At 58.8% G+C, this 16,109-nt stretch carries 13 protein-coding genes and 2 pseudogenes; 10 read left to right on the top strand and 5 right to left on the bottom strand.

All coding sequences use genetic code 11. The features are described 5' to 3' along the window. The first annotated feature begins 256 nt into the window (after positions 1-256). From FNL56_RS08220 to FNL56_RS08210, 3 genes are all read left to right on the top strand, one after another. Positions 257-3,193 carry a MobA/MobL family protein gene (locus tag FNL56_RS08220; RefSeq protein WP_143577687.1) on the top strand — a complete coding sequence of 979 codons (2,937 nt, stop codon included), beginning with the start codon at positions 257-259 and terminating at the stop codon, positions 3,191-3,193. Between the two features lie 682 nt (positions 3,194-3,875). Continuing rightward, the gene (locus tag FNL56_RS08215) at positions 3,876-4,499 is read left to right on the top strand and encodes a tyrosine-type recombinase/integrase (protein WP_143572343.1); all 624 of its coding nucleotides are present in this window, start codon (positions 3,876-3,878) and stop codon (positions 4,497-4,499) included. A gap of 115 nt (positions 4,500-4,614) precedes the next feature. After that, a complete protein-coding gene (locus tag FNL56_RS08210; RefSeq protein ID WP_143579312.1) occupies positions 4,615-5,976 on the top strand; it encodes an IS1182 family transposase in 1,362 nt (453 codons plus the stop codon). A gap of 146 nt (positions 5,977-6,122) precedes the next feature. On the opposite strand, the gene FNL56_RS08205 is transcribed toward FNL56_RS08210, so the two are convergent. From FNL56_RS08205 to FNL56_RS08195, 3 genes are read right to left on the bottom strand one after another with little or no spacing between them, the layout of a single operon-like run. Then, positions 6,123-7,337, bottom strand: coding sequence for an ABC transporter substrate-binding protein (locus FNL56_RS08205; RefSeq protein ID WP_143572342.1), 1,215 nt, complete (start codon positions 7,335-7,337; stop codon positions 6,123-6,125). A gap of 59 nt (positions 7,338-7,396) precedes the next feature. Next, positions 7,397-7,720, bottom strand: coding sequence for a 2Fe-2S iron-sulfur cluster-binding protein (locus FNL56_RS08200; RefSeq protein ID WP_143572341.1), 324 nt, complete (start codon positions 7,718-7,720; stop codon positions 7,397-7,399). Between the two features lie 9 nt (positions 7,721-7,729). Continuing rightward, positions 7,730-8,998, bottom strand: coding sequence for a cytochrome P450 (locus FNL56_RS08195; protein ID WP_143572340.1), 1,269 nt, complete (start codon positions 8,996-8,998; stop codon positions 7,730-7,732). A 118-nt stretch (positions 8,999-9,116) separates the two neighbouring features. Here FNL56_RS08195 and FNL56_RS08190 point away from each other — a divergent pair, with 118 nt between their 5' ends. Continuing rightward, complete coding sequence (locus tag FNL56_RS08190) at positions 9,117-9,632, top strand: MarR family winged helix-turn-helix transcriptional regulator (protein WP_143576090.1); 516 nt, start codon at positions 9,117-9,119, stop codon at positions 9,630-9,632. A gap of 235 nt (positions 9,633-9,867) precedes the next feature. Further along, positions 9,868-10,290, top strand: a pseudogene (locus FNL56_RS08185) (transposase); the annotation flags it as partial. Positions 10,291-10,301: 11 nt separating this feature from the next. Here FNL56_RS08185 and FNL56_RS08180 read toward each other — a convergent pair. Further along, entirely contained in the window at positions 10,302-11,126 is an 825-nt protein-coding gene (locus tag FNL56_RS08180) for an IS5 family transposase (protein WP_143577461.1), read from the bottom strand. Between the two features lie 81 nt (positions 11,127-11,207). On the opposite strand from FNL56_RS08180, the pseudogene FNL56_RS08175 reads away from it, so the two are divergent. Next, positions 11,208-12,167, top strand: a pseudogene (locus FNL56_RS08175) (transposase); the annotation flags it as partial. A 205-nt stretch (positions 12,168-12,372) separates the two neighbouring features. Here FNL56_RS08175 and tnpA read toward each other — a convergent pair. After that, positions 12,373-12,921, bottom strand: coding sequence for an IS66-like element accessory protein TnpA (tnpA, locus tag FNL56_RS28310; protein ID WP_246660908.1), 549 nt, complete (start codon positions 12,919-12,921; stop codon positions 12,373-12,375). Between the two features lie 611 nt (positions 12,922-13,532). Here tnpA and folE point away from each other — a divergent pair. The 4 genes from folE (at position 13,533) to FNL56_RS08145 (ending at position 16,005) form a co-directional block, all read left to right on the top strand. Continuing rightward, positions 13,533-14,141, top strand: coding sequence for a GTP cyclohydrolase I FolE (folE, locus tag FNL56_RS08160; RefSeq protein ID WP_143572339.1), 609 nt, complete (start codon positions 13,533-13,535; stop codon positions 14,139-14,141). Then, positions 14,138-14,914, top strand: coding sequence for a sigma-70 family RNA polymerase sigma factor (locus FNL56_RS08155; protein ID WP_368039336.1), 777 nt, complete (start codon positions 14,138-14,140; stop codon positions 14,912-14,914). The genes folE and FNL56_RS08155 overlap by 4 nt, the downstream gene beginning before the upstream one ends. Beyond that, positions 14,911-15,564 carry a ChrR family anti-sigma-E factor gene (locus tag FNL56_RS08150; protein WP_143581922.1) on the top strand — a complete coding sequence of 218 codons (654 nt, stop codon included), beginning with the start codon at positions 14,911-14,913 and terminating at the stop codon, positions 15,562-15,564. Before FNL56_RS08155 ends, FNL56_RS08150 begins: the two co-directional genes overlap by 4 nt. 150 nt (positions 15,565-15,714) lie before the next feature. Then, entirely contained in the window at positions 15,715-16,005 is a 291-nt protein-coding gene (locus tag FNL56_RS08145; RefSeq protein WP_246660907.1) for a DUF2177 family protein, read from the top strand. The last annotated feature ends 104 nt before the right edge of the window (positions 16,006-16,109 follow it).

Raw genomic sequence — 16,109 nt, 5'->3', positions numbered from 1 at the left:
AGCGGCTCCTGAGTGTATCCAAGGGGCCTGCCCGGGTCATCTCCGCACGGATAGCCTCCGGCTTCTCCAGACGCCCGCCGAACGTGCGGCGTAGATCAGCAATCTGCGCCTCCGTGACTTGACCGACCCACCCGCCCTCCCGTCCATTCCAGTGCAGGCCAGCAGCCACGAGCAGCTCGCGGTTCGAGGGCGACGCGTTCCGTCCGAACCGCACGAAGGCCGGGATGTTACCAGCAGCGGCCAGGCTTGTGGGCTGATGGACAGTGTCCGCGGTGACTTTCGAGAGAGACAACAACAGCGTACTTACCGGGACGTTGCTAAGATCCAACCGTTCGAAAGTGGTTGCCACAAGCATCATAATTTTCGCTTTATTGGCTGCCACGAGATCCGAGATCTCGTCGTCGATGCGCGCGCGATCCTGGCGACGCACTGCGATTTTGGCTTGGAGCGACTCAATTTCACGAACAAGCGTTGTCTGTCGTTGCATGCGATCGTCCTCTGTTTCACGACCGCAGAACATCATGGATGTGAGAAAACGCCAACTTCGAAAAACCCGCGGCTTGCGGCTTTCAAATCTCTCTGCGACGCTCAATATATTAAATGTGGAAAGGGCCCGTTGTTGGCAATCCCATTCGTACTGGCGCGACCAATCAAACTGGCCAAATATTCGAGTGCGACATGGGATTTTGCCTATGTCGGACGCGCCGTCATGGCAGATCCTCGGGCTGAAGTTCCACTGTTCGACTATTCCCATCTGCGCGACGACCTCGCTCACGTCGAGGTTCTTCTGCCGCCGAATGTGCCCCAATATTTTCTGGAACCCGCGGTTCTTGCCCATGCACTGGATGCGGTTGAACTTCGAAAGATCCGCACGCCGCTGTCCGCGCGGATCCGTAAGCCGCAAGTCGTAATGGCGGTGATTGTGGCGCTCCCTCCCGAGTTCGAAGTTTCGCTAAACGAAGCGCTGATCATTGCACGGAGGATCGTACGCTATCCGTGCGGATCGCATCCAATTCCGATCCACCTCGCGATCCACAACGCCTCGATCAATCGTCACGCACATGCGGACATCGGCCTTCGACCAATGAATCCCGACGGTTCGTTCGGCCTGAAGATTCAGAATCTCTTCGCCCGTTTTGGATCATACGGTGACGAAATCCGCGTAGCGGAGGGAACCGGCTGGCCGGATCTCAGCTGGGAAATCCAACAAACGTTCTTCACCGAACGCGGCATGGATCTCGTTGTCGATCCACCGGCGCCAGCGCCGGAGCGACATGTTCGCGCAAAAATTCCAGACGGTATCTCCACGCAGTGGATCAACATTCAGCGTCAGCAAAGGCGTCTCGCCAATCTTAACATGATCAAGGGAAGCCCGACGCATCTGATCGAAGGCCTGCTAAAAGGCCGCTCAGCGCTCCGCGTCGCCGAGTTGCATCGGCTCTGTGCTCGATTCATCGACAATGAGGATGACAGGCGCGCCCAGGTGGATCGTATTCTGGTGGATGAAAACGTCACCTCGCTGACCGATACGGCCGAACCGACGAAGCAACGTTACGTAACGACCCGTCGTATCGCACGCCTTATGGACCGAACCGCCAAGCTCATCGATCGGGCCGGCGACAAAATAGCCGCTGTGACCAGGGCTGATCATGATGCCGTCGCGGAACGGCTTTCCGAACTTTACGGAACGCACAAACAGGGCAAACCTCCGTTGATCCTCGGAAGCGCACTGTCCCACTGCGAAAGAGCCGCTCAGGCCCTGGCGGATTATCACCCGGTGTTGGGCACGCTCGACATGGTGATGGGCACGCCCGACCAGCGTGTAAGAGGACGTAAGAGGGGCGTTTACATAGAGCGCGGGCGTCTCATCATGGTTCCACGCGCCGAGCTGGTCGATGATCGGCGCTTGGCACGACTGACTATTTCAGCGAACGAAAGTGGATCCGCTCTGCTGCTCGGGCACGACCAAGGCCGTCAGACAGGTATCGTATGCCGGGGTCTTGCCGCTCATGTTGCCGACCGGCCCCAGTCCGACTTCTCCGTCGATCAAGACGAAGGCCGGATGCCGACCATCGAACGCCTGCTTCGATCGGGGCTGCTGCGTCGGGGCGTTGAAGCGATGGTCAACCTGGGTGTCATCAATTTCAGCACGCGCCCGGACGTTCGCATCGGCGACGCGCTACAGATCATGGTTCTCGACAATCCTGCGGCGGTGGAAGACGTCAACAACACGATCAAGACTGCCCGGCGGCTTGCGGGAGCTAATGAAGAACGACAGACTCTTGCGGGACCGCACGGCGAGATAACGCTTTCGATTGGCGCATGGATCGTAACCCTAGGACGAAGGGGGCTTCCCAGCTCGATGGATGCCCACCAGTTGGCGCAGGTTGTGGCCATCGACGCGGTTGCCGGTTGGATTGAGGTGGTCCGTCACGGCGAAGTGGCCAGGCTCCACTTCGTGAATGGTCCGGCGATCCGCTCAGCAGATGCCATCTCGATCAGAGATGCCTGGGACGCGCCGTCCAATACAAATCTTGTCATCAAACTCACCAATCCTCGGCAGGTATGGGCAGGGCTCTTGCTGGCGTCCACCCGGATCGGGAACGCACAAATTTACGTTGATCCAGCATTAGCTCAAACGCCCGCCGACCTGCTCGAGGCGGCACGCCGCTCAGTCCCCGGCGCTCTTCCGTCGCATTGGGTGGCAAAACCAGATGCTGACGCCGTGATCAGTAAAATGCTCGGCGATCTGGATCCCTTTCCGGAAATTAAGGTCGCAATTCCGGAGCCGCCCCCGCCTCCTTTGGGATTTGCCGAGGATGTGCGTCACCGGATCAGCAAAAACGCTGGTACGCAGCTGGCTTATAGACTGCTTCACGAACATTTGACGAAGCGACATCCCGATCACGAGGCAAATCTCAAGCGGTTATTGGACCTGTGCGGCAGCGAGCTTACGAAGTCAGTCATTTTGTTCATGGCAGAGCGGGATGAAATGCCGGATGTCGACGACGTCGACTTTCCTCTTGAGCTCGCCGAGCTTGAGCCTAGGCATTGGTCCGGTTGGGAGCTGTATAAATTCGAACTGGATCTTAATCTGATGACGATCCGTGCAGCCGGCTGGGGACTGTTACCGTCAGTTGGGCCGAAAACGGACCGACTTTCTACGCCACTTAATGCCCTAAACGATCCCTAGTTCTGACCCACGCCTCATCGTGCTAGGCGCAGCCTAAATTCCAGGCGCCACGGAGATTTAATGCCATCGGTATCTAATCACGGCATTTCCTGTATGCCGCAAACCACAATCGTATTGCACTCGGTCGTTGCACCTCTCCCGGCCGAAGCGAAACCTTGTTCGATTGCTTTTCCGATGATGATCGGCTCAGCACGGCGACGCCGAGGCGCCCCGACCATTCGTAAAACTCCGCCTCGATACCCTCTTCTACACCAAACTCAGATGAGCTCCGTCTTCCGGCTCGCCGCGTGCCTCGCAATCTAACTTGATAAAGTGGACTTCCCATATGCCCGCGCTACCTTATGCATCACCTGCGCCAAGAAATTGTGTCGACCGGCTGAAAGTGAATTGGATGGGTGATGTGCAGGGCGCCGATGGCCAATGGCGCTGACCGGATCGCAGCATCTGAATTCGTTTTGAAGGACTTGGCGATGCCAATGTGCGGACGCCAGCGAGATTGCCAAGAGCTGCTCTGTTCTCGCCGACGGATTGCTCACATCGGAATGAGCGATCCACCCATTGTCCGCTCTGCGCCATAGGCGGCCAGCCAGAAATCTGTTCGATCGGACTAAACCAGAAAGTCAGAATAGATTGGCTTGCTCGCGGTGAGCGATGCGGTGGGCGGGACGGCGGAGGCCTCCTCATGTCTGCACGTCTTACCGCTAAAACGCAGCAATCTTGGAACAAGGGATTGCTTGTCGGTCAGAAGAAGCCGCTCGAGCCAAAACACGTCTGGTCCATCCGCGTTCGCCTAGAACTCGCAGGATCGAAGCGCGATCTTGCAATCTTCAACCTGGCGATCGACAGCAAACTTCGAGCTTGCGACCTCGTCAAGCTGCGTCTGGACGACATTTTCTCGGGAGCTAAAGTACGAAACCGAGCGACGATCGTTCAAAAGAAGACAGGGCGACCAGTGCAATTCGAAATCACGGAGCAATCAAGAAATTCCATTGAAGCCTGCCTGCCGATGCTCCGAGCTAAGGGCACGCGATTTCTCTTTCCAAGTCGCCTTCATGCAAGTCTCCACATATCTACCCGCCAATATGCTCGACTGGTGCACAGGTGGGTGGAAAGCATAGGCCTAGACACGAAATTGTATGGCACGCACACGATGCGTCGGACCAAGGCAGCCCACCTCTACCGAAAGACCGGTAACCTACGAGCGGTTCAACTCCTGCTCGGTCACACGAAGTTGGAGAGCACGGTTCGATATTTAGGCATCGAGGTAGACGACGCTCTAAGCATGGCAGAACAGATCGAGCTCTAGACCATGGCCACCGGCCCCACGCCGGTGGCCACTTCGCGCCGATTGTGTTGAAAAACCCTGGTTGAAGCCGAACGCGATCGCTGATTCACTAACGGTATTGACGGAGGCTGAATCGATGATGGGTCCCCAGCAGATTGATCAGGCGGCTCTGTTCTACGAGTTCTCGCTTGAGCGGCATGTGCCGGCCTCTCATCTTCTGAGGTCTATCGACCGCTTCGTCGATCTGTCGGGTATTCGGAGCGAGTTGGCGCCTTTCTACAGCTCGACAGGCCGGCCTTCGATCGATCCTGAACTGCTCGTGCGGATGCTGCTGGTCGGCTACTGCTATGGCATTCGTTCCGAGCGGCGGTTGTGTGAAGAGGTTCACCTAAACCTCGCTTATCGCTGGTTCTGCCGGCTCGGCCTCGATGGCGAAGTGCCGGATCATTCGACTTTCTCCAAGAACAGGCATGGTCGCTTCCGCGATTGCGACTTGCTGCGCAAGCTGTTCGAGACTGTCGTTCGTCGCTGTATGTCTGAGGGATTGGTCGACGGTACCGCCTTTGCGGTCGACGCCAGTCTGATCGCCGCCGACGCCAACAAGCAACGCTCGGCTGCGAGCGCCGATCAGCAGGACTGGGAGGGCCTTGCCAGAACCCGCCGGTCGGTCAGGGAATATCTCGAAACGCTTGATGAAGCGGCCTGGGGCACAGCAAGTGAGACGGTGCCGAAGTTCGTCTCAAGATCGGATCCGGCCGCGCAATGGACCGGCGCTCACAAGGGCCATGCCTTCTTCGCCTATGCCGACAACTACCTAATCGATCTGAAGGTTGCGATTATCGTCGACGTCGAAGCGACCCGCGCGATCCGACAAGCCGAGGTCGGCGCAGCACGCACGATGATCGACCGCACGGAAGAACGCCTCGGACTGCGCCCCGAGCGTCTGGCTGCCGATAGCGCTTATGGATCAGCCGAGATGCTGGGTTGGCTGGTCGACGAGCGCGCTATCGAGCCGCACATTCCGGTGTTTGACAAGTCAGCCCGTAACGATGGGACGTTCGCGCGGGACGACTTCGCCTACGATGCAGAGACCGACATCTATCGCTGCCCGGCAGGCAAAGTGCTGGCTTCTACCGGGACCTTGGTCAATGACGGAGCGACACTTCTCTATCGTGCGAGCAAGTATGACTGCGATATCTGCAAGCTCAAGCCACGGTGCTGTCCGAAGATGCCTTCCCGGAAGGTGCCGCGTTCCGTCTACGAGAGCGCAAGAGATGTGGCGCGCGGCATCGCCAGGACCGAGGCCTATGTGACGTCGCGACGTGAGCGCAAGAAGATCGAGATGCTGTTCGCGCACCTGAAGCGCATTCTGCGCCTCGACCGGCTCCGGCTGAGAGGACCTTACGGCGCTCACGACGAGTTCCTGCTCGCCGCTACCGCCCAGAACCTCCGAAGACTGGCAAAGCTGGTCCCGTCGCCCGCCCCAATGCCTGCCTAAGCCGAGACGAACTGACGCGCGCCTTGCTCACAGAAACGTCGCGAACAGTTGCGACGGCGACTTTTTCAACAAAATCCGCCAAGAGCGGCCGCCACTGCCCGCGACTTGGTATGCCGGGCGCCCTCCAGCGCCCGGTTCCTCCAGCCCTATTTTACCAGCGAGCAGCCGCCCTGCTCAATCGGACGGAAGGCCTTCTCAGCGGGCACCGTTGAAAGCAGCTTGTAATAATCGTAAGGGTATTTTGATTCTGAAGGCTTCTTTATCTCGAACAGATAGATCGGATGGGTGACGCGGCCGTCAGCGCGGATTGTGATGTCTCCAAACAATTTGTCCTTGCCTTTGAACGTCTTCATCTGCGGCACGACCACACCGGCATCGTCGCTGCCCTTGGCCACTACCGCATTCAGATAGGCCAGCGTCGATGCGTAAACGCCAGCCTGGTTGCCGCTCGGCATCTTTCCGTTCATACCGGGGCGCTGCGCGAAACGCTTGGCGAAGGCGCGGGTGTCGTCGTCGAGATCCCAGTAGAATGACTCGGTCAGCAGCAGTCCCTGTGCGGCCTTGAGTCCCATGCCGTGGACGTCGTTGATGAAGATCAGGAACGCCACCAGTTTCTGAGGGCCGTCCTGCATGCCGAATTCGCCGGCCTGCTTGACCGCGTTGATGGTGTCGGCGCCGGCATTGGCGAGGCCAATGACCTTGGCCTTGGAGCCCTGCGCCTGCAGCAGCAGCGAAGCGAAATCCGAGGTGCCGAGCGGGTGCTTCGAGGAGCCAAGCACCTTGCCGCCATTCTTGGTGATGTAGTTGCTGGCCTCGGCCTCGATGCCCTGTCCGAGCGCGTAATTGACCGTGAGGAAGTACCAGTCGTCACCGCCACGCTGCATCATCGCCGCAGCCGTGGTGTTGCCGGTGGCCCAGGCGTCGTTGACCCACTGGATGGTGTTCGGCGAACAATCCTTGCCGGTCAGGTCGGAGGTGGCGGTGGATGACGCCAGGAAGGTCATCTTGGTGTTGCGCGCGATGTTGTTGATCGCCAGCCCGACCGATGAATTCGGCACGTCGACGATGGCATCGACCTTCTCAACATCGAGCCATTTGCGCGCAATGCCGGAGCCGACATCGGCCTTGTTCTGGTGGTCGGCGTAGACGATCTCGACCCTGATGTTTTTGCCGCCGCCGTTGAAATCCTCCGCGGCCATCCGCGCAGCTTCCACCGAGCCCATGCCATTGGTGTCTTGGAATACGCCGGAAATGTCGTTGAGCACGCCGACGCGCACGACATCGTCGGAAATCTGCGCCTGCGCGGCGCTGGCCATCAGGCACGATGCCGCCGCCGCCAGAACTGTCTTCACGTTCTTCATCTTATTCCCTCCCTGTTGTTTCGCGGGTCCGGACGTTGCCGGGCGCGTCGTTCTAAGAACTAGAATTGCCGGTCCGGCAATCGCAGCACGAGGCCATCGAGCGCATCGCTCATTTTTATCTGGCACGACAGCCGGCTGTTCGGGCTCCGCTCGGCCGCCACGCCTTCCAGCATCTCGTCTTCGTCGGCCGCGGCGGTTCCGACCCGCTCCATCCAGGAATCGTCGACATAGACGTGACAGGTGGCGCAGACCAGCCCGCCGCCGCACTCGCCGACGATGCCGTCGACGCCGCTCTGCATCGCCGTGATCATCGCGCTGTCGCCATCGCGGGCATCGACGGTCTCGGAGCGGCCGTCGGAATGGATATAGGTGACACTTGGCATGGAATCTCCTCAGGCGGCGGTGAGCTTGACCGGCAGGCTTTCCAGCCCCCGCAGCGTGTTGTTGAAGCGGCGCGTCGGCTCCCCGATAATCTCGATCGCCGCAACCTTGCGTGCCAGTGCGGAAAGCATCACTTCGCCCTCAAGCCGGGCCACCAGTTGGCCAACGCACATATGGATGCCGGATCCGAAGCCGACATGGCTGGAAGTCTTGCGCGTGATATCGTAGCGATCAGGCTCAGCCCAGCGCCGCGGATCGCGGTTGGCGGCCGCCAGGAACATCAGGACCTTCTCGCCTTCGCCGACATGATAGCCGCTGATCTCGACCTCCCGCGTCGTGGTGCGGAAGAAGGTCTGCACCGGGCTCTCATAGCGCACGGCTTCCTCGAAAGCGTTGCGGGCCAGCGACAGATCGGCGCGCAGCCGGGCAAATTCCTGCGGATATCGCGCCAGGCAATAGACCGCTGCGCCGATGCCGTTCACCGTGGTATCGAGCCCGGCCGACAGAAGCGAGCGTACCAGCAGCGGCGCTTCGGCCGCTGTGATGTCGCCGCTATCGACACGGGCGTGGATGCAGGCGCCGAATCCGCCGGGCGCGAGATTGTCGCGCTGGCACTGCTCCAGCACGTAAGCCTGATGCGGCGCCGAGCGCGCGATCGCGGCTTCGCGCAATTCGTTCGGCGGGCCGAAGGCGTTGAACACCAGGCCGGCATAGGGCAGCAGGTGCTCGCGTCCCTCCTGTTGCAACCCCATTGCATCGGGAAATACCGACAGCGGATAGGCCTCGGCGAGATCGCTGATGGCGTCGAAGCTGCCTTTTTGCAGCAGTTCATCGACCTTTGCATCTGCGGCTGCGGCAAAGCCGTCGCGCAACTGCTTCATCACCGCCGGCGACAACACCTTGCTCAGCACCGCTCGGGTCCGTGTATGTTCCGGCGGATCGGCTTCGAGGATCAGGCTCGGTGGCCGCCACGGCTTTTCCTTGGCAAAGTCGCTGAGCCCGGCGCCCCGACTGGAGCAGAACGTTTGCGGATCGTTGAGCACGGCATGGACTTCGGCGTAGCGCGCCACCGCAAACACGTTCCATTTGTCGAGGTAAACCACAGGCCCTGCCTCGCGCAACACTTCATGCGTCGGATGCGGATCGACAAAGAAATCCATCGCGAACGGATCGATATCCGAATGGGGAATCGATGGTGTCGAGCCGGCCCCCTGCGGGCTGCTGCCAAACGCCAGGATCGCGGTGTTGACGGCGGAGGGTGAAGCATCTGTTGCGACCATGAAAGCTCCTGCTTTTCTTCTTGGCAATTGCGGCTGGTTGTCTTTACGTCTGGGCGTAGTGACCCGGCCGGCCGCACCGGCCTGGCGGCAGAGAGAGTCGGATTGCATGGGCATGGGCATGAACGGGACGAGCAAGGCCGGCCGGAAGTCCGCCAAAACCGGGGCTGCTGCGGAGCATGCCCGACAATTGCTGGATCTCGAGCGCTACGTCCCGGCCTTCGTGACATTCATTGCCAATAAGCTGTCGCGCAGCGCGACGGCGTTTTACCAAAAGCGTTTCGGCGTCAATGTCACCGAGTGGCGGATCATGTCGCTGCTGGCGATCGAGCCCGGCATCCCGGCGTCGCGCATTTGCCACGTCATCGGCTTCGACAAGGGCCCGGTCAGCCGCACGCTTGCAGCGCTGCAGGGACGTGGATTGATCAAGATCGAAACCGATCGATTGGATGGCCGCAGCCATTCGATCGCGTTGACGGCGAAGGGGCGCGACAAGCATGACACCGTGATCGGCGCTGCGCTGGAACGCGAACGGAAGCTGTTGTCCTGCCTCGACGAACGGGAGCGTGAAGTGCTGATCGACCTGTTGCGCCGCATTCACCGCAATCTCGACGCCGTCAGCGAGCCCTCCGAATAGAAGTTCGCGCGCACGTGCGATTGCTGCACCACAGGCGTGGTCCACCATCGTTTCTCTCCCTCAGGCGCGGCGATTAATCGCTCTGCACTCATTGGAAAAGTTCTCACAGAATAGTTGCCTTGGCAACAGAAAGATGCAGTTCCATTGACCGCTTTGCGCCGATTGTGTTGAAAAACCCTGGTTGAAGCCGAACGCGATCGCTGATTCACTAACGGTATTGACGGAGGCTGAATCGATGATGGGTCCCCAGCAGATTGATCAGGCGGCTCTGTTCTACGAGTTCTCGCTTGAGCGGCATGTGCCGGCCTCTCATCTTCTGAGGTCTATCGACCGCTTCGTCGATCTGTCGGGTATTCGGAGCGAGTTGGCGCCTTTCTACAGCTCGACAGGCCGGCCTTCGATCGATCCTGAACTGCTCGTGCGGATGCTGCTGGTCGGCTACTGCTATGGCATTCGTTCCGAGCGGCGGTTGTGTGAAGAGGTTCACCTAAACCTCGCTTATCGCTGGTTCTGCCGGCTCGGCCTCGATGGCGAAGTGCCGGATCATTCGACTTTCTCCAAGAACAGGCATGGTCGCTTCCGCGATTGCGACTTGCTGCGCAAGCTGTTCGAGACTGTCGTTCGTCGCTGTATGTCTGAGAGTCTGACTCATAATGAATTCGTTTGATTTCAGGCTTTTGCAAGCCGTCTTATAAGGACGCGAATGTGAGCGACGAACGCCCAGGCAACGGCGCTGGCGATTGTGGTCTCGAAGTCCTTTGCCAATCTGCGGCAGCGACCGAGCCATCCGAACGTTCGTTCGACGACCCATCGGCGCGGTAGGATTTCGAAGCCCTGCTCCCTGTCGGATCGTTTTATGATTTCTATCGTCCAATTGCCGATGCGCTTCAAAGCTTGACGCAGCTTATCTCCGGCATAGCCACCATCGGCAAAAATATGGCGCAGCCACGGATAGCGATAACGTATCGAAGCAAGAACGCACGGGGCACCATCACGGTCCTGAATGCTGGCTTCGTGCACGACCAGCCCGACCAAGTTTCCTTGCGTGTCGGTGACGATGTGGCGCTTGCGGCCCTTGATTTTCTTACCTGCATCATAGCCCCGGGGGCCGCCGCTTTCCGTGGTTTTCACCGACTGGCTGTCAATCACTCCGGCCGTTGGGCTCGCCTCTCGGCCAGCCGCCTCGCGCGAGGCCATCACGAGCGTGTAGTTCAGCGACGCAAACAGTCCGCCGCGCGACCACGCGTAGAAATAGCCCTGCACCGTCGAGTAGGGCGGGAAATCCTTGGGCAACTGCCGCCATTGGCAGCCGGTCGACGCAATATACAGGATCGCATCCATCACCGTTCGCATATCTGTCGCACGCGGGCGACCGAGCGCCGAAGCAGGCGGCAGAAGCGGCTCCATCACAAACCACTCGGCATCCGTCGTATCGCTTTCATATCGCAAGCTCGCCCGCCTATAGTGTCGGCGGGTGATTTCAGTCCAGACCATCGTGCTCTCCCTCGAATCTTCGCAAATCCGAAGGAATCACAACTGGCTGAAATCACTCAGCTTCTTTTTCAGTCAGCCTCTGAGGGATTGGTCGACGGTACCGCCTTTGCGGTCGACGCCAGTCTGATCGCCGCCGACGCCAACAAGCAACGCTCGGCTGCGAGCGCCGATCAGCAGGACTGGGAGGGCCTTGCCAGAACCCGCCGGTCGGTCAGGGAATATCTCGAAACGCTTGATGAAGCGGCCTGGGGCACAGCAAGTGAGACGGTGCCGAAGTTCGTCTCAAGATCGGATCCGGCCGCGCAATGGACCGGCGCTCACAAGGGCCATGCCTTCTTCGCCTATGCCGACAACTACCTAATCGATCTGAAGGTTGCGATTATCGTCGACGTCGAAGCGACCCGCGCGATCCGACAAGCCGAGGTCGGCGCAGCACGCACGATGATCGACCGCACGGAAGAACGCCTCGGACTGCGCCCCGAGCGTCTGGCTGCCGATAGCGCTTATGGATCAGCCGAGATGCTGGGTTGGCTGGTCGACGAGCGCGCTATCGAGCCGCACATTCCGGTGTTTGACAAGTCAGCCCGTAACGATGGGACGTTCGCGCGGGACGACTTCGCCTACGATGCAGAGACCGACATCTATCGCTGCCCGGCAGGCAAAGTGCTGGCTTCTACCGGGACCTTGGTCAATGACGGAGCGACACTTCTCTATCGTGCGAGCAAGTATGACTGCGATATCTGCAAGCTCAAGCCACGGTGCTGTCCGAAGATGCCTTCCCGGAAGGTGCCGCGTTCCGTCTACGAGAGCGCAAGAGATGTGGCGCGCGGCATCGCCAGGACCGAGGCCTATGTGACGTCGCGACGTGAGCGCAAGAAGATCGAGATGCTGTTCGCGCACCTGAAGCGCATTCTGCGCCTCGACCGGCTCCGGCTGAGAGGACCTTACGGCGCTCACGACGAGTTCCTGCTCGCCGCTACCGCCCAGAACCTCCGAAGACTGGCAAAGCTGGTCCCGTCGCCCGCCCCAATGCCTGCCTAAGCCGAGACGAACTGACGCGCGCCTTGCTCACAGAAACGTCGCGAACAGTTGCGACGGCGACTTTTTCAACAAAATCCGCCAGAAGCTGACATACCTCTCAAGCTTCAAGAGCGCGTTCGCAGGCGAGAATTTTGATGATCCCGCCCCACGGTGAGCCAACTTGAAATAGACCAGCTCATGGAAGCGGCATCATCAACCTCATGATTCACGAAGCGCGACGTCGCGCCCCGCGAGTTTTGCCGACAGGCGGAAAGCTTCTGGCGATTTCGCCGAGCGTCACTCCTGCGAGCCTCTTCAACAGCAGTCGCTCAGCATCGTCAAAAACGTCCTTCAAGGTAGCGTTGACGGCCTGTTCGATGGAACATCCGGGCATATCGTTGGTTCGCACTGTCACGCCATCGATCGCAACATCAATCGTTCCGGAAAAGGGGCCGTCCCGACGATGTGCCCGCGTCTTGGATTGCCGCGGTGCCGCTGTGTCGCACGGCGCCGCATCGACGACAGCTGGAACGAACCGCAGGTCATCCCCGGACGCGGCCGCATCCGCTTCCCGAACCCGCCGGCGCCAGCCGAACAATTGCTCGGGCGACAATCCATGCTGGCGCGCAACGCTGGAAACAGAGTCGCCGCGGCGCTCGATCTCGGCGACTATGCGCGCCTTGTCCTCGTCGCTCCACGTCCGCCTGCGACCTGCACCGGTAAACACTTGCAGCCGGCGAACCGGCTTGGTGATAGCACTATCCACTGTGTCCATTCTAAGCCTAGCGGTTCGAGAGGACCGAAAGGTCGCAGGTCAGGACATCTACCGAAAGGTGGGGTCGGACGACGCTTACGCTCTAACGCAGCTGCCAGATAAAAAGGTCGGCTATGCGCGAGGCCTTTCCGGTCTAAGTGCCAAGCCCGGCAACCCCCTAGGAGCGCTCCTGCTGCCTGCTGCTTCCACTCCCGATAAAAGGACGAGGCGGTGCCTACGGCCGGCGTGAGCGTTCAGTGCCGCTGTTTCTTTCTGAGCCGGCGATGGTTTCGATTTGCTTCATCATGAAGATTGTACCGGGTTCAATCTTCGTTCGATCGCCCCCTTCGATCACGGTTTCGTGAGCCCGGTCAGAGTTCGGGTGCGGTCGGCCACAATTATCATTCCAAGCAACCAGGGCGGACTTTGCCTCATCTTGGCCGAAAAGAATTTGCTATCGTGTGATCCAAATTCGCGCGCCAGCCGTAAGAGCATTAATACGGTTATCAGGCAGTGCCCCCGCTACTGATGACCGCATTGTGCCCGGTCGTTGCCCCGCGACCGGGCACCACTTCTTTATCGATCAGGATCAAAACGCCAGCTTCCGGCCGACTGGTAAATAGGACAGTACCGTGACCGTACAAGGCAGCCGCTTCGCGGCGGACAAACAAAAGAAGCCCTCGCTTGAAGAAGTCGAAGCGGCTTTCCGGGCAATTATACGATGGTCAGGCGATGATCCGCTTCGCAAAGATCTTATCGAAACGCCTAGCAGGGCCGCCCGTGCGTTCAAGGAATACTTTGCCGGATACAATCAGGATCCAATCGAGATACTGAACAAAACCTTCGGTGAGACCGGCGGCTATGAGGAAATGGTCATTCTTCGCGGTATCGCATTGGAGAGTCATTGCGAGCACCATCTTACGCCGATCGTCGGCCAGGCATGGGTTGCCTATGTTCCAAATGGCCGCGTTGTTTGTCTTTTAAAGCTGGCGCGCGTTGTTGACGCCTATGCAAAGCGGTTGCAGATTCAGGAGCGACTGACGTCTGAGATAGCTTCAGCCGTCCAGCAGTCGTTACAGCCGCAAGGGGTAGGCGTCGTTCTCAAAGCGACACACCACTGCATGTCCAGTCGCGAGGTTCACAAGACAGGTGCTGAAATGGTGACAAGCTGCATGTTGGGCTGCTTTCGCGACAATCCTTCAACCCGTCAGGAATTTCTCGCGATCGCGAACCAACCATGATGATTTATGCCGTCCTTGCATTCGCGCCCGCGGCGCGGAGCGGCGGGACAACGGTCTCTTGCGCCGCATTGAAGCATGGTTGGATTTCGGCGATTTTGTGCAATGGTCGTCGCCAGTCGACCTCGAAGACAATCTCCAATCACCGCAGCGACCGGAGACAACCCGAGACGGGAATGATCGTAAAGTCACCAGTGGCGAGCGAAACAAATGCAGCGCGGGTTCTCTTTGCAGAATCGATGACCCGTGTTGCGCTGACCCGTGATCGCGCCGCCTTTGAGAACGTGTTCCGGCATTTTGCGCCGCGCGTCAAAACCTACTGTATGAAGCTTGGAGCTGACGCGTCTCTTGCCGAAGAGATCACTCAGGAGACGATGGTTTCGGTTTGGTCAAATGCCAATCAGTTTGATCTAGCAAAGGCAAACGTTTCAACATGGATCTTTACGATTGCAAGAAATCTGAGCATCGACCGGTTCCGAAAAAGTAGCCGGCCGCAATTTGACCCTCGTGACCCCGCCTTTGTACCCGACGATCCCCTAGGACCGTACGATCTTCTTGAGCGGGATGAGATGAACGATCGCGTTCAGGAAATTCTGAAAGACCTTTCGCCAAGCGAACGGGACGTTCTCATGCTCTCTTTTTATCAACATTTCTCGCACGGCATGATTGCAAAGCAGTTGAACGTACCTTTGGGGACCGTCAAATCCCGCATACGGCTCGCGTTCGGAAAGATTCGTTCGGCCATCAAAACGAACGAGGGGTCTGGCGGCCAATGATAAAGTTTCACATCAGTGACGACATTCTGACCAGCTATGCGGCCGGCGGCCTGGATGAAGCCTCAAGCCTTCTGGTCGCATCCCATCTGACGCTTTGTTCGCATTGTCGGTCACGCGCGACGGGGGCGGACATGCTTGGTGGCGACCTGCTCGATTCTCTTGAAGAGACAGCGGTATCCCCGACAATGATGGCTGATGTGATGTTGCATGCGCAAACGCCGAAGTCAGTGGATCCTTCTCCGCACCGACCGAGTCAGTCTTCGCATCCTCTCCTGCCCGCACCGCTTGGCGAGTACGTCGGGGGAGACGTGAGCCAGTTGCGCTGGAAGCGGCTCGCACCAAAGGTTCACCAGGTCGTAATCCAAACAGATGATACTCGCTCAATGGCGCGCCTATTACGGTTTGGGAGCGGGATGACGGTTCCTTCGCACGGCCACAACGGTCGCGAGCTGACGCTCGTCCTGAGTGGCAGCCTTTGTGATCGCGACATCATCTTGTATCGTGGTGACGTCGCCGAGACCGATGAACGAACCGAGCATCAGCCATACGCTGGAACCGGCGACGACTGCATCTGTCTGGCAGTTACCGATGCGCCGTTGAGGTTCAAAAGTATCTTTGCCCGATTGCTTCAGCCATTCTTTGGAATCTGAAGCAAACCCACACGAACTCGCGCGGTCATCAGGACGTCACATGGTAAAATATTTGACGGCCTATCTGGCAACAGCGAGAGTTTTTATGATCGCCATCTTGTCTGGCTGAGCAGAACTATCGGTCTCTACCGGAGCGCGATCGGCGAGATAATGCTAGAAACGCCGGGTTGGAAAGCGGCTATATCGTTCTACCTGATGTATATCGTGGGCATCGTCTACTTTGTCATCGCTCCGGCTCATCCAGCCGGATCTTGGACGTCTGTCATGCTTTCTGGCGCCCTCTTTGGATTATTGGCCTTCGCGACTTCCGACATGACCAATCTTGCGACGCTTAGACGGTGGTCCCTCCAGATGAGTCTGATCGATATGGCATGGAGATCGTTTGTCACCGCCTTATCGGGACTTTCCGGCTTCATTGTCTTGCAACTTGCGGGGCTTTGAAGAACATGACCCAGCAACAGCCGCTGAAACGAACCGCGGCGTCAGGCGCCGGAGCCATCGCAGGCCGCACTTGGCGATCCATCGATCGTCGCCTCGAAACACGA

This window comes from Tardiphaga sp. vice304 (assembly GCF_007018905.1).
Classification (GTDB): Bacteria; Pseudomonadota; Alphaproteobacteria; order Rhizobiales; family Xanthobacteraceae; genus Tardiphaga.
The sequence above is the reverse complement of the archived record's forward strand: the minus strand, read 5'-3'. Positions and strand labels throughout refer to the sequence as shown.

Bases quoted from the DNA above. Each gene is read 5' to 3' on its own strand.
- FNL56_RS08145 (WP_246660907.1), top strand. From the start codon at position 15,715: ATGCTAGAAACGCCGGGTTGGAAAGCGGCTATATCGTTCTACCTGATG.
- FNL56_RS08190 (WP_143576090.1), top strand. From the start codon at position 9,117: ATGAACGGGACGAGCAAGGCCGGCCGGAAGTCCGCCAAAACCGGGGCT.
- FNL56_RS08155 (WP_368039336.1), top strand. From the start codon at position 14,138: ATGATGATTTATGCCGTCCTTGCATTCGCGCCCGCGGCGCGGAGCGGC.
- FNL56_RS08150 (WP_143581922.1), top strand. From the start codon at position 14,911: ATGATAAAGTTTCACATCAGTGACGACATTCTGACCAGCTATGCGGCC.
- FNL56_RS08210 (WP_143579312.1), top strand. From the start codon at position 4,615: ATGATGGGTCCCCAGCAGATTGATCAGGCGGCTCTGTTCTACGAGTTC.
- FNL56_RS08220 (WP_143577687.1), top strand. From the start codon at position 257: ATGGACAGTGTCCGCGGTGACTTTCGAGAGAGACAACAACAGCGTACT.
- FNL56_RS08195 (WP_143572340.1), bottom strand. From the start codon at position 8,998: ATGGTCGCAACAGATGCTTCACCCTCCGCCGTCAACACCGCGATCCTG.
- FNL56_RS08205 (WP_143572342.1), bottom strand. From the start codon at position 7,337: ATGAAGAACGTGAAGACAGTTCTGGCGGCGGCGGCATCGTGCCTGATG.
- FNL56_RS08200 (WP_143572341.1), bottom strand. From the start codon at position 7,720: ATGCCAAGTGTCACCTATATCCATTCCGACGGCCGCTCCGAGACCGTC.
- FNL56_RS08180 (WP_143577461.1), bottom strand. From the start codon at position 11,126: ATGGTCTGGACTGAAATCACCCGCCGACACTATAGGCGGGCGAGCTTG.
- FNL56_RS08215 (WP_143572343.1), top strand. From the start codon at position 3,876: ATGTCTGCACGTCTTACCGCTAAAACGCAGCAATCTTGGAACAAGGGA.
- tnpA (WP_246660908.1), bottom strand. From the start codon at position 12,921: ATGGACACAGTGGATAGTGCTATCACCAAGCCGGTTCGCCGGCTGCAA.